Source organism: Salmonella sp. FC25216, from assembly GCF_057751355.1.
The window spans coordinates 40,102-52,427 of the sequence record NZ_JBDGON010000014.1 but is presented as its reverse complement, the minus strand read 5'-3'; the positions used below and the strand labels follow the sequence as shown (position 1 = coordinate 52,427).

Below are 12,326 nucleotides of genomic sequence, written 5' to 3'. Positions count from 1 at the left end.
ATTGTTGCCCGGCGATTTGCGGTTTCAGGCCCGATGGGGAACGACCATCAGGCTTATAGTCTGTCCGTGCTGAGCGACAATCGAGAGGACAGGAGGTCCCGCCCCATTTAGTTTTAGTTAGTTAAGCGCTTTATCATTCGGTGCTTTGAACAGGGCTTTCATCTCGTCAGACAACTCGAAATTCATGTTCAGATTTTTCGGGGGGATCGGATTTTTAAACCACTTATCAAACCACTTCGCCGCTTCGCCGGAGGTTTGCGCCTGGGCGATAGTGTCATCCATTAACTTTTTGAATTGCGGATCGTTTTTACGCAGCATACAGCCGTAGGCTTCCTGGGACTGCGGTTTACCGACAATCTCCCAGTTATCCGGTTTCTTCGCTTTGGCGCGCTCGCCGGCCAGCAACGCGTCATCCATCATAAAGGCGACAGCGCGACCGCTTTCCAGGGTGCGGAACGAGTCACCGTGGTCTTTCGCGCTAATAATGCGCATATCCATCTTTTGCTCTTCGTTAAGCTTATGCAGCAGAATTTCAGAGGTCGTCCCGGAGGTTACGACGACCGCTTTCCCTTTCAGGTCCGGGAAATCTTTAATATCGCCGCCTTTTTTAGTCAGCAGTCGCGTGCCGACGACGAAAATCGTATCGGAGAAGGCAGCCTGTTTCTGGCGTTCAAGGTTATTAGTCGTTGAACCGCATTCAAAATCGAACGTTCCGTTTTGCAACAGCGGAATACGGTTTTGCGAGGTGATCGGGATCAGCTTCACCTGCAGATCGGGCTTGTTAAGTTTCTTTTTTACCGCTTCCACAATGGCGTTGGAGTAGTCCTGGGAATAGCCGACCACTTTCTGCTGGTTGTCGTAATAAGAAAAGGGCACAGATGATTCGCGATGCCCGACGACGATCACGCCATTTTTAGCGATCTTATCCAGGGTGCTACCAGCGGCAGGGGCGCTATCTTCTGCGTGCGCAAGGCCCGCAGACAGTCCCATGACCAGCATTGCTGTGGTTAGCTTACGTAATTGCATATCCAACTCCTTTATCATCTGCGCCGTCGACGCATTGATAGCTATTGTGATGTTGTTATTGCCTGCAACTTGCGCGTGCAGTGTTATATGTGTTTGTTAACATTTAGTGTGGCTTGTTGTAAATATTTTGCTGCGATATTGTTTATTTTTGCGAAGTGCGCCGCACCGTTCAGAGGCAAAAATCCTACATTGCACCGTTCAGGTGCTACCGACGATCGATTTTGGTGCGACCCGGTTGCACAAGCAGCCAGAACAGGTTTGTCATGTATAACAAAGCAATAGACGTGCCAGAATAGGGTAAAAGGGGGATTTCCAGGCCGGATAAGCGAAGCGCCATCCGGCCTGGGGAGAGATTATTTCCGCCGTTGCCGCAGACTCATTACCACCGCGCCAAAAGCAAACAGCGCGGTCAGTATCCATAGCGGCCAGTTGCCGGTACGGGCATAGGGGGTTAAACCTGTGGTTGGCGTGACGTTGGTTGTCAGTACCTGGCGAGTGAACTGCGGGATCATCGCCTGGATTTCGCCCTGCGGGCCAATCACCGCCGTAATACCGTTATTAGTACTGCGCAGCAACGGACGCGCCAGCTCCAGCGAACGCATCCGCGCCATCTGGAAATGTTGCCACGGGCCAATGGACTTACCAAACCAGGCGTCGTTAGAAATAGTCAGCAGATAGTCGGTGTCCGGGCGGAAGTTATCCCGCACCTGTTCGCCAAGAATTATTTCATAACAGATTGCCGCCGTCAGCTTATAGTCGTGCGCATGTAACTGCGGCTGGATATAAGGGCCACGGCTAAAGGAGGACATGGGCAGATCGAAGAACGGTGCCAGCGGACGCAGGATAGACTCCAGCGGAACAAACTCGCCAAAGGGCACAAGGTGATTTTTATTGTAGCGATTGGGCGAGTCATAACTGTATGGATTATCCTTGCCCAGCGTGATAATCGTATTGTAGGTGTCGTATCGATTCTGTTTATTGAGACGCGCATCGACAATACCGGTGATCAGCGTGCTATTTTTTTCGCGTAACATCTCGTCCAGCGAACGAAGGAAGGGCTGCTGATTGATTTCGAGATCCGGAATCGCCGACTCCGGCCAGATAATAATTTGTGATTTGCCTAACTCTGGTCGGGTTTCGTTGAGATAGATTTTTAGCGTATTCAGTAGCTGGTTTTCGTCCCACTTCAGCGACTGCGGGATATCGCCCTGTACCAGCGATACCTGGGTCGTTTTGGCCGGTTCCAGCGTAAACCACTGGATATAGCGTAGCGGAAAGGGCAGAGCAAACAGAATCACGGCGACAGCCAGCGGACGCCAGTTCCGCGTCGCCAATGCCAGCGCTAACAGACCGCTGACCATCATCAGCAGGAAGTTGATCGCTTCGACGCCCATCACCGGCGCCAGACCTTTTAGCGGGCCGTCGACCTGACTATAGCCAAATTGCAGCCAGGGGAAGCCGGTCAGCACCCAGCCGCGTAAAAATTCGGTGATTTGCCATATTGCAGGCGCGGCGATAGCGACGCGCAGCCAGTTGGTTTTTGGCCACAGGCGCGACAAAATCCCGGCAAACAGTCCGGTATACAGCGAGAGATAAGCTGCAAGCAGCACCACCAGAAAAACGTTAACCGGACCCGGCATTCCGCCAAACTGCGCGATACTGACATAAACCCAGTTAATCCCGCTACCGAAAAGTCCGAGTCCCCAGCAATAGCCGATGGCGGCAGACTGGAGCGGGCGGCGATTGAACGTTAAGGCCTGCAGCCCGATAAGCGACACTATCGCTGCGGGCCAGACGTCATACGGAGAGAAAGCCAGTGTTCCGCAGGCGCCGAATAATAACGCCAGCAGCAGGCGAAGACGCTGGCGTTCAATTAACGAGGCAAATGCCATTTTTAGTCCACTATTGCTGTTATTCGTTCAGTTTTGGCTGGGGCGAGTCATCCGGGATTCTGACATGCACCTGAATGATACGGCGACTATCGGCCATCGCCACTTTGAACTGGTAACCATCAATGTCAATGGTTTCGCCGCGGGCCGGTAAATGACCGAACGCCTGCATCACCAGCCCGCCGATGGTATCGACTTCTTCATCGCTGAAGTGGGTGCCGAAAGCGTCATTGAAGTCTTCAATTGACGCCAGCGCGCGAATCGTCCAGGTATGGCGGCTAAGCTGACGGAAGTCGATATCGTCTTCTTCGTCATACTCATCTTCAATTTCACCGACAATCAGTTCGAGGATGTCTTCGATAGTCACGAGGCCGGAAACGCCGCCGAACTCATCAATCACGATCGCCATATGGTAACGCTGGGAGCGGAACTCCTTGAGCATACGATCGACGCGTTTGCTCTCCGGTACGACAACGGCGGGGCGTAACACTTTGTCCATGCTGAAGGCTTCGGCATCGCTGCGCATAAACGGCAGCAAATCTTTGGCCATCAGAATCCCTTCAATGTGATCTTTATCTTCGCTGATCACCGGAAAACGCGAGTGGGCGGACTCGATGATAACATCGAGACATTCGTCCAGCGTCTGGTTGCGTTTCAGGGTAATCATCTGGGAGCGTGGGATCATAATATCGCGAACGCGCTGGTCGGCGATGTCCATTACCCCTTCGAGCATATCGCGCGTATCTTCATCGATAAGCTCGTTCTGCCCGGAATCACGGATCAGCGCCAGCAACTCATCACGGTTTTTAGGTTCACCGTGGAAAAGCTGGCTGAGTAGTAGGGAAAAAAATCCCTTTTTACTGTTTACTGTGTCACTACTGTGTGAATTGTCGTCGCTCATGGCGTCGTATGGGTTCTCATGTTAGTTAATGTGTTGCACATGCGCGTAAATTCAGCACATGGCGGTGTGATACAAGTAGGCCGGAGCATCAGGCATTGTGCCGGATGCTCCGGCCTGCAAGATTTCGGCATCCTATTCCTTCTCGGCAATGTACGGATCCTCATAGCCCATAGCAAGCATAATCTCCGTTTCGAGAGACTCCATCTCTTCCGCCTCGTCATCGTCGATATGATCGTAACCCAGCAAATGCAGGCTACCGTGCACGACCATGTGCGCCCAGTGCGCCTCCAGCGGCTTGCGCTGCTCCTGCGCTTCCTGCTCCACGACCTGACGGCAAATAATCAGATCGCCCAGTAGCGGCATTTCAATGCCTGGGGGCGCTTCAAACGGGAAGGAGAGAACATTAGTGGGTTTATCTTTCCCGCGGTACGTCAAATTAAGGTCGTGGCTTTCGGCCTCATCCACCAGACGGATTGTGACTTCCGCCTCTTCCTGAAACTGCGGAATAACGCCGTCCAGCCAGCGTTGAAACTGAGCTTCATCCGGCAGGCCCGCGTGGTTTTCACAGGCCAACTGTAAATCGAGGATCACCTGGCTCATTTCTGTTCCTGCTCCTGGGCTTCACGCTTACGCTCCGCCGCCTGCGCCGCTTTGCGTTTTTGTTCGGCCTCTTCCCAGGCTTCATAGGCGTTAACAATGCGGGCAACGACCGGATGGCGCACCACGTCTTCGCTGTGGAAGAAGTTGAAACTGATTTCATCTACTTCCGCCAGCACTTCAATGGCATGACGCAAGCCGGATTTGGTATTACGCGGTAGGTCAATCTGCGTCACGTCGCCGGTGATCACCGCTTTCGAGTTAAAGCCGATACGCGTCAGGAACATCTTCATCTGTTCGATAGTGGTGTTCTGGCTTTCATCCAGAATGATAAAGGCGTCGTTTAACGTGCGTCCGCGCATATAGGCCAGCGGCGCGACTTCAATCACATTGCGCTCGATAAGCTTCTCGACTTTTTCAAAGCCGAGCATTTCGAACAGCGCGTCATACAGCGGACGCAGGTACGGGTCCACCTTCTGGCTTAAATCGCCCGGCAGAAAGCCCAGTTTTTCCCCGGCTTCCACCGCCGGACGAGTCAGAAGAATACGGCGAATCTCCTGGCGCTCCAGGGCGTCTACCGCAGCGGCGACCGCAAGATAAGTTTTACCGGTACCCGCCGGGCCGACGCCGAAGGTAATGTCATGATCGAGAATATTGGCGATGTACTGCGCCTGGTTCGGCGTACGCGGTTTAATTACGCCGCGCTTGGTTTTGATATTGATAGCTTTGCCATAGTCAGGCACGCTTTCCGCGCTCTGTTCCAGCACCCGCGCTTCTTTAATCGCCAGATGAATTTGTTCCGGTTCGATATCCTGAGTCTGGCCGCGCATCGGAGCGGTATCGACATACAGGCTTCGCAAAATATCTGTCGCCGCGGTCACGCAAATCGGACGACCGGTCAGTTTAAAGTGATTGTCACGGCGGTTGATTTCAATACCGAGACGACGTTCGAGCTGTTTAATATTGTCATCAAACGGCCCGCAAAGGCTCAATAGACGGGCGTTGTCTGCGGGCTCAAGGGTAATTTCGCGAGTGTCTATATTCAAACCGTTCCTCTTGTATCTGTATCGCCGGACAACGGATGGTTACCGGCCTGTAAGGAAATTATTCACGCCAGTGGGTAAAGGCGCAAGCATTGCAATGAAGATGGGGATGAAGAGGGAAAATTGCAAGGCCCGTCGGGCGACGGGCCATGATCACCAGGCCCGATAAGCGCAGCGTCATCGGGCCTTATTGTCTTTCCTGCAGGATTAAGGCTGGTAGAATCCTACGCCCAGCTCATTTTCTTTACGGGTACGGGCAATGACGGACTCCGGCGTTTCAGCGACGCGCAGCCCCATTTCATCTTCAGTGCGCACTACTTTCCCGCGCAGGGAGTTCGGATAGACGTCGGTAATTTCCACATCGACAAACTTACCAATCATCTCCGGCGTGCCTTCAAAGTTCACCACCCGGTTGTTTTCGGTACGGCCAGACAGCTCCATAATATTTTTACGCGACGTGCCTTCCACCAGAATGCGCTGTGTCGTGCCGAGCATACGGCGGCTCCACGCCATTGCCTGCTGATTGATACGCTCTTGCAGAATATACAGACGCTGCTTCTTCTCTTCTTCCGGTACGTCATCAACCATATCGGCAGCCGGCGTTCCCGGACGCGCAGAGAAGATGAAGCTGTAGCTCATATCAAAGTTAACGTCGGCGATAAGCTTCATAGTTTTTTCGAAATCATCGGTAGTTTCGCCAGGGAAACCGACGATAAAGTCAGAGCTTATCTGAATGTCCGACCGCGCCGCGCGCAGTTTACGGATGATTGCTTTATATTCCAGCGCAGTATGGGTGCGCCCCATCAGATTCAGCACGCGATCGGAACCGCTCTGTACCGGCAGATGCAGGAAACTGACCAGTTCCGGCGTATCGCGGTACACCTCGATAATATCGTCAGTGAACTCAATCGGATGGCTGGTGGTAAAGCGAATACGGTCAATGCCGTCGATGGCGGCAACCAGACGCAGCAAATCGGCAAAGGTGCCGGTGGTGCCGTCGTAGTTTTCTCCGCGCCAGGCGTTAACGTTCTGGCCAAGCAGGTTGACTTCACGCACGCCCTGCGCGGCTAACTGGGCGATTTCAAACAGGATATCGTCTGAGGGACGGCTGACTTCTTCACCGCGGGTATACGGCACTACGCAGTAAGTACAATATTTATTGCAGCCTTCCATGATGGAAACGAAAGCGGTCGGGCCTTCTGCGCGCGGTTCCGGCAGACGGTCGAACTTCTCGATTTCCGGGAAGCTGATATCTACCACCGGGCTGCGGTCGCCGCGCACGGAGTTAATCATCTCTGGCAGGCGGTGCAGGGTTTGCGGACCAAAAATAATGTCGACGTAATGGGCGCGTTGACGAATGTGCTCGCCTTCCTGGGAAGCCACGCAGCCGCCGACGCCGATAATCAGATCGGGATTCTTCTCTTTTAACAGTCTCCAGCGACCTAATTGATGGAAGACTTTTTCCTGAGCCTTCTCGCGGATTGAGCAGGTATTCAACAGCAGCACATCCGCCTCTTCCGCCACGTCGGTCAGTTGATACCCGTGGGTGGCGTCCAGCAGATCGGCCATCTTCGATGAATCGTACTCGTTCATCTGACAGCCCCAGGTTTTAATATGGAGTTTTTTAGTCATCGACTTGCTCTTGCGAAATAGTGGCTGAAAAGCAGGGCGCATAGTGTAATGCTTTGGCGCGGTTGTGACCAGTATGACTGACGTCAGCCCTAATGGGTAAAAAATCCTGTAAACTTGTCTAAAACGTAACAGGATGAATGACCATGACAAATCAACCAACGGAAATTGCCATTGTCGGCGGGGGAATGGTCGGCGGCGCGCTGGCGCTGGGTCTGGCGCAGCAAGGGTTTACGGTGATGGTAATAGAACATGCCGCGCCTGCGCCGTTTGTGGCTGACAGCCAGCCTGACGTGCGGATTTCGGCTATTAGCGCGGCATCCGTAGCGCTGCTCAAGGGGCTGGGCGTCTGGGAGGCGGTGCAGGGAATGCGTACCCATTCTTATCGGCGACTGGAAACCTGGGAGTGGGAAAACGCCCATGTGGTGTTTGACGCTGCCGAACTCAAGCTGCCACTGTTGGGCTATATGGTAGAGAACAACGTTCTGCAACAGGCGCTATGGCAGGCGCTGGAAGCGCACCCCGGTGTGACGTTGCACGTTCCGGCTTCACTAACGGCGTTGCATCGCCACAATGATGGTTATGCGCTGGAACTGGCCGACGGCGAACGTATTACGCCGAAGCTGGTGATTGGCGCCGACGGCGCGAATTCGCAGGTTCGGCAAATGGTGGGAATTGGCATCCACGCCTGGCAATATGCGCAGTCGTGTATGCTTATCACCGTCAAGTGTGAAAATGCGCCAGGCGACAGCACCTGGCAGCAGTTTACGCCGGATGGGCCGCGCGCCTTTTTGCCGCTGTTTGACGACTGGGCGTCGCTGGTGTGGTATGACGCTCCGGCACGTATTCGCCAGCTACAGGGGTTATCGATGACGCAATTGCAGGTGGAAATTAACCAGCACTTTCCGGCGCGTCTGGGGGCTGTGATGCCTGTCGCGGCGGGCGCGTTTCCGCTGACCCGTCGTCACGCGTTGCAGTATGTGCAACCGGGGCTGGCGCTGGTGGGCGACGCGGCGCATACCATTCATCCGCTGGCCGGACAGGGCGTCAACCTGGGGTATCGGGACGTTGATGCGTTGATTGATGTACTGGCGAATTCCCGTAGCTATGGCGAGTCCTGGGCCAGCTATTCGGTGTTGAAACGCTATCAGATGCGGCGCATGGCAGATAATTTTATGATGCAAAGTGGAATGGATCTGTTTTATGCCGGATTCAGCAATGAGCTGCCGCCGCTGCGTATTTTACGCAATATGGGGCTGATGGCGGCGCAGCGCGCAGGCGTGCTAAAACGTCAGGCGCTGAAGTATGCGCTGGGGTTGTAGTTTGTGTTATGCCGGGTGGCGGCAATACCTTACCCGGTCTGTATTCGCCCGCAGGCCTGATAAGCGTAGCGCCATCAGGCAGTCCGAGTCGCCAGAAAAGCAAAAAGCTCGCCGAAGCGAGCTTTTTAAATGTGGCTGGGGTACGAGGATTCGAACCTCGGAATGCCGGAATCAGAATCCGGTGCCTTACCGCTTGGCGATACCCCAGTGATATGTTGGTTTATCTCGCCATATGCGTCTGACTCAGCCCGACGCCTTACAGCCTGGAGATACCCCAACGGTGGCGCTCATCGAAATGAACGGCTTTTAAATGTGGCTGGGGTACGAGGATTCGAACCTCGGAATGCCGGAATCAGAATCCGGTGCCTTACCGCTTGGCGATACCCCAATTTAGTATCAGTAATCATACCGGAATCGAACCGGTGGCTAATACTTCAACAAATTGTTTTCGGATTAGCGGGCGAACCCGATGTTCCTCAATATGGTGGCTACGACGGGATTCGAACCTGTGACCCCATCATTATGAGTGATGTGCTCTAACCAACTGAGCTACGTAGCCAGATAATTTCTTCGATGGCTGGGGTACCTGGATTCGAACCAGGGAATGCCGGTATCAAAAACCGGTGCCTTACCGCTTGGCGATACCCCAATACCGTCGCGGTGAACCGCAAACTCGAAGAAATATGGCTGGGGTACCTGGATTCGAACCAGGGAATGCCGGTATCAAAAACCGGTGCCTTACCGCTTGGCGATACCCCATCCGTACAACGCTTATCGGTGAATGGTGCGGGAGGCGAGACTTGAACTCGCACACCTTGCGGCGCCAGAACCTAAATCTGGTGCGTCTACCAATTTCGCCACTCCCGCAAAAAAGATGGTGGCTACGACGGGATTCGAACCTGTGACCCCATCATTATGAGTGATGTGCTCTAACCAACTGAGCTACGTAGCCATCTTTTTCCGCGTTACCTTATCGGCGTTGCGGGGCGCATTATGCGTATTGAGCCTTGAAGCGTCAACCTCTTTTTCATCGAAAAACGTCGGAAAGTGTCTGTTTGGTTAGGTTGCGAACAGCGTGGCGCAATATTCGGCAATTATTGGTTATTAATCGTTTTTCTGAAAGTGGTTTGCCATAAAAAAAGAGCCCCTAAGGGCTCTTTCGTCATCGTTAATTTACTGGTACGCCGACTGATGCACGCCGACCGCGCGGCCTGACGGGTCATCCATCGTTTTGAATGCTTCATCCCACTCAATGGCTTTGGCGGAAGAACAGGCTACGGACGGGCCGCCGGGTACGCACTCCGCCGCGCTTGGCACCGGGAACAGCTCTTCAAAAATTTCCCGGTACAAGTACGCCTCTTTAGACGACGGCGTGTTGTATGGAAAGCGGAAGCGCGCGGTTTCCAGTTGTTGATCGGAAATCTGTTTCGCCGCCACCTCTTTTAGCGTATCGATCCAACTGTAGCCTACACCGTCAGAGAATTGCTCTTTCTGACGCCACGCGACGCTGGCCGGCAGATAAGACTCGAAGCACTCGCGCAGCACGTGTTTTTCCATCTTACCGTTGCCGCACATTTTATCCTGTGGGTTGATACGCATCGCCACGTCGAGGAATTTTTTATCCAGGAACGGTACGCGCGCTTCCACGCCCCAGGCGGACATCGCTTTGTTGGCGCGGGCGCAGTCATACATATGCAGCGCCTGTAGCTTACGGACCGTCTCTTCATGTAACTCTTTGGCGTTCGGCGCTTTATGGAAGTACAGGTAGCCGCCAAACACCTCATCGGAACCTTCGCCGGAGAGCACCATTTTGATGCCCATCGCTTTGATCTTACGCGACATCAGATACATTGGCGTTGAGGCGCGGATAGTGGTCACGTCATAGGTTTCGATGTGGTAAATTACGTCGCGAATCGCATCCAGACCCTCCTGGACGGTGAAATGAATTTCGTGATGTACGGTGCCGAGGTGGTTAGCCACCTCCTGTGCCGCCTTCAGGTCAGGCGAACCTTCCAGACCCACCGCAAAAGAGTGCAACTGCGGCCACCAGGCTTCGGAGCGCTCCTGATCTTCGACGCGACGGGCGGCGAATTTTTTGGTGATCGCCGAAATAATCGACGAGTCCAGGCCGCCGGAGAGCAGTACGCCGTAGGGCACGTCGGACATCAGGTGGCTTTTCACCGCCTCTTCCAGCGCCTGGCGCAGCTCGTTTTTGTCGGTGACGTTGTCTTTTACCGCGGCGAACTCAAACCAGTCGCGCTGATAGTACTGGCGGATCTCCCCATCTTTGCTCCACAGGTAGCTGCCCGCCGGGAACTCTTTAATAGTGCGGCAGACCGGCGTCAGCGCTTTCATTTCTGAAGCCACATAGAAGTTGCCGAATTCGTCATAGCCCATATAGAGCGGAATAATACCGATATGGTCACGACCAATCAGATAAGCGTCTTTTTCGCTGTCATACAGGGCGAAGGCGAACATCCCCTGTAAATCGTCAAGGAAATCCGGCCCTTTTTCCTGATATAGCGCGAGGATAACTTCGCAGTCGGAACCGGTCTGGAACGCGTAACGATCGCCATACTCCGCGCGTAACGCCTGATGGTTATAAATTTCACCATTCACCGCCAGCACGTGAGTTTTTTTGGCGTTATACAGGGGCTGGGCGCCAGCGTTGACGTCAACAATCGACAAACGTTCATGCGCGAGAATCGCGTTATCGCAAGCGTAGATGCCGGACCAGTCCGGGCCGCGATGGCGCATCAGGCGTGACAGTTCAAGGGCTTTTTTACGCAGTTCCACTGCATCTGTTTTGATATCGAATACGCCGAAAATAGAACACATAGCCTTCTCCGTTAATCTGTTGCGTCGTACTTTTTGTGTTTGCTTGATTAAAAAATGCCGCAAAGGCGTGGAAGGCGCAAGGGGTTTACCGTCTGAAAAAGAAAAAACGCAATAGTCATTGTTGATTAGTGAAAAATGATTACGTATTGCGCGAATTTATTGATGGATCTTCAGTTTTATCGTGATTTAATTGAATAATGTTTTTGCTGGTGGCGCCTCGCTATCAGGCCTACGGTTCGAACAACATTGTAGACCTGTAAGCTGCGCGCCATCAGGCAGGTGACCGTTTTAGATAACGTCGATCTCGGCGACGGAAGGGTAAATCCAACTCGGGCGGAACGGCATACTATCAATATCATTGATCGTTGATACGCCAGAAAGTACCAGAATGGTCTCCAGACCGGCCTGGAACCCCGCCAGAATGTCGGTGCGCAGGTTGTCGCCGACGATAACGGTCTCTTCCGAGTGCGCCTGCATTTTGTTTAACGCCGCGCGGATGATCCACGGGCTTGGTTTGCCGACATAAAACGGCTTCCGGCCGGAGATTTTTTCAATGCCTGCGCACAGCGCGCCGCAGGCCGGGTAAAAACCGCGACCGTGAGTATCCGGGTTGGTGGCGATAAAGCGCGCGCCGTTGGCGACGAAAAATGCCGCTTTATGCATCATGTCCCAGTTGTAGGAGCGGGTCTCTCCAACAATGACAAAATCAGGGTTCACATCGGTAATGGTAAAACCCGCTTTATAGAGCTCGTGAATGAGCGCGCCTTCGCCCACGACATACGCTTTCTTACCTTCCTGACGGCGCAGAAAATCGGCTGTCGCCATTGCTGAGGTATAAAACACGCTGTCCGGCACGTTAACGCCAGCGGTGGCAAAACGGTTCGCCAGATCCTGTCCGGTTTGCGACGGGTAATTGGTCAGCAGCACCAGCGGCAGACCTTTTTCCAGAATCCCCGTCAGAAATTCCGCCGCACCGGGTACGGCTACGTTGTCGTGCATCAGCACGCCGTCGATATCGCAGATTACATTCTTGATGGTCATGAACTACCCAGGGAATTTGTGAATAATCCGATACTATAAG

At 53.6% G+C, this 12,326-nt stretch carries 9 protein-coding genes and 7 tRNA genes; 1 reads left to right on the top strand and 15 read right to left on the bottom strand.

What is annotated here, in order from left to right; genetic code table 11:
- Window positions 1-117: 117 nt before the first annotated feature.
- The 6 genes from AC3G3F_RS21230 to miaB all read right to left on the bottom strand — a co-directional run bounded on the left by AC3G3F_RS21230 (window position 118) and on the right by miaB (window position 7,088).
- Entirely contained in the window at window positions 118-1,026 is a 909-nt protein-coding gene (locus AC3G3F_RS21230) for an amino acid ABC transporter substrate-binding protein (protein ID WP_053508403.1), read from the bottom strand.
- Window positions 1,027-1,379: 353 nt separating this feature from the next.
- Window positions 1,380-2,918: an apolipoprotein N-acyltransferase gene (gene lnt, locus AC3G3F_RS21225; RefSeq protein WP_053508402.1), complete on the bottom strand. Its 1,539-nt coding sequence runs from the start codon at window positions 2,916-2,918 to the stop codon at window positions 1,380-1,382.
- 19 nt (window positions 2,919-2,937) lie between these two features.
- The gene (gene corC, locus AC3G3F_RS21220; protein ID WP_053508400.1) at window positions 2,938-3,816 is read right to left on the bottom strand and encodes a CNNM family magnesium/cobalt transport protein CorC; all 879 of its coding nucleotides are present in this window, start codon (window positions 3,814-3,816) and stop codon (window positions 2,938-2,940) included.
- Window positions 3,817-3,948: 132 nt separating this feature from the next.
- Window positions 3,949-4,416: an rRNA maturation RNase YbeY gene (gene ybeY, locus AC3G3F_RS21215; RefSeq protein ID WP_053508398.1), complete on the bottom strand. Its 468-nt coding sequence runs from the start codon at window positions 4,414-4,416 to the stop codon at window positions 3,949-3,951.
- Window positions 4,413-5,459 (bottom strand): PhoH family protein, encoded by a 1,047-nt coding sequence (locus tag AC3G3F_RS21210; RefSeq protein ID WP_053508396.1) that lies wholly within the window; start codon window positions 5,457-5,459, stop codon window positions 4,413-4,415. Before AC3G3F_RS21210 ends, ybeY begins: the two co-directional genes overlap by 4 nt.
- A 204-nt stretch (window positions 5,460-5,663) precedes the next feature.
- Window positions 5,664-7,088 carry a tRNA (N6-isopentenyl adenosine(37)-C2)-methylthiotransferase MiaB gene (gene miaB / locus AC3G3F_RS21205; RefSeq protein WP_053508394.1) on the bottom strand — a complete coding sequence of 475 codons (1,425 nt, stop codon included), beginning with the start codon at window positions 7,086-7,088 and terminating at the stop codon, window positions 5,664-5,666.
- 143 nt (window positions 7,089-7,231) lie between these two features.
- Here miaB and ubiF point away from each other — a divergent pair, with 143 nt between their 5' ends.
- Window positions 7,232-8,407, top strand: coding sequence for a 3-demethoxyubiquinol 3-hydroxylase (gene ubiF, locus AC3G3F_RS21200; protein ID WP_488395713.1), 1,176 nt, complete (start codon window positions 7,232-7,234; stop codon window positions 8,405-8,407).
- A gap of 132 nt (window positions 8,408-8,539) precedes the next feature.
- Here ubiF and AC3G3F_RS21195 read toward each other — a convergent pair.
- The 9 genes from AC3G3F_RS21195 to nagD form a co-directional block, all read right to left on the bottom strand.
- Window positions 8,540-8,614: transfer RNA gene (locus tag AC3G3F_RS21195), tRNA-Gln, on the bottom strand.
- Between the two features lie 106 nt (window positions 8,615-8,720).
- Window positions 8,721-8,795: transfer RNA gene (locus AC3G3F_RS21190), tRNA-Gln, on the bottom strand.
- Between the two features lie 94 nt (window positions 8,796-8,889).
- A tRNA-Met gene (locus AC3G3F_RS21185) sits at window positions 8,890-8,966 on the bottom strand.
- A 15-nt stretch (window positions 8,967-8,981) separates the two neighbouring features.
- Window positions 8,982-9,056 (bottom strand) — tRNA-Gln (locus AC3G3F_RS21180).
- 35 nt (window positions 9,057-9,091) lie between these two features.
- Window positions 9,092-9,166, bottom strand: a tRNA-Gln gene (locus AC3G3F_RS21175).
- A gap of 23 nt (window positions 9,167-9,189) precedes the next feature.
- Window positions 9,190-9,274 (bottom strand) — tRNA-Leu (locus AC3G3F_RS21170).
- 8 nt (window positions 9,275-9,282) lie between these two features.
- Window positions 9,283-9,359: transfer RNA gene (locus tag AC3G3F_RS21165), tRNA-Met, on the bottom strand.
- A 221-nt stretch (window positions 9,360-9,580) separates the two neighbouring features.
- Window positions 9,581-11,245: an asparagine synthase B gene (asnB, locus tag AC3G3F_RS21160; RefSeq protein ID WP_070789306.1), complete on the bottom strand. Its 1,665-nt coding sequence runs from the start codon at window positions 11,243-11,245 to the stop codon at window positions 9,581-9,583.
- 288 nt (window positions 11,246-11,533) lie between these two features.
- Window positions 11,534-12,286 (bottom strand): ribonucleotide monophosphatase NagD, encoded by a 753-nt coding sequence (gene nagD / locus AC3G3F_RS21155; protein ID WP_000153143.1) that lies wholly within the window; start codon window positions 12,284-12,286, stop codon window positions 11,534-11,536.
- Window positions 12,287-12,326: the final 40 nt, after the last annotated feature.

Excerpts from the sequence above, each read along its gene's own strand:
- ubiF (WP_488395713.1), top strand. The coding sequence starts at position 7,232 with ATGACAAATCAACCAACGGAAATTGCCATTGTCGGCGGGGGAATGGTC.
- miaB (WP_053508394.1), bottom strand. The coding sequence starts at position 7,088 with ATGACTAAAAAACTCCATATTAAAACCTGGGGCTGTCAGATGAACGAG.
- AC3G3F_RS21230 (WP_053508403.1), bottom strand. The coding sequence starts at position 1,026 with ATGCAATTACGTAAGCTAACCACAGCAATGCTGGTCATGGGACTGTCT.
- ybeY (WP_053508398.1), bottom strand. The coding sequence starts at position 4,416 with ATGAGCCAGGTGATCCTCGATTTACAGTTGGCCTGTGAAAACCACGCG.
- lnt (WP_053508402.1), bottom strand. The coding sequence starts at position 2,918 with ATGGCATTTGCCTCGTTAATTGAACGCCAGCGTCTTCGCCTGCTGCTG.
- nagD (WP_000153143.1), bottom strand. The coding sequence starts at position 12,286 with ATGACCATCAAGAATGTAATCTGCGATATCGACGGCGTGCTGATGCAC.
- corC (WP_053508400.1), bottom strand. The coding sequence starts at position 3,816 with ATGAGCGACGACAATTCACACAGTAGTGACACAGTAAACAGTAAAAAG.
- asnB (WP_070789306.1), bottom strand. The coding sequence starts at position 11,245 with ATGTGTTCTATTTTCGGCGTATTCGATATCAAAACAGATGCAGTGGAA.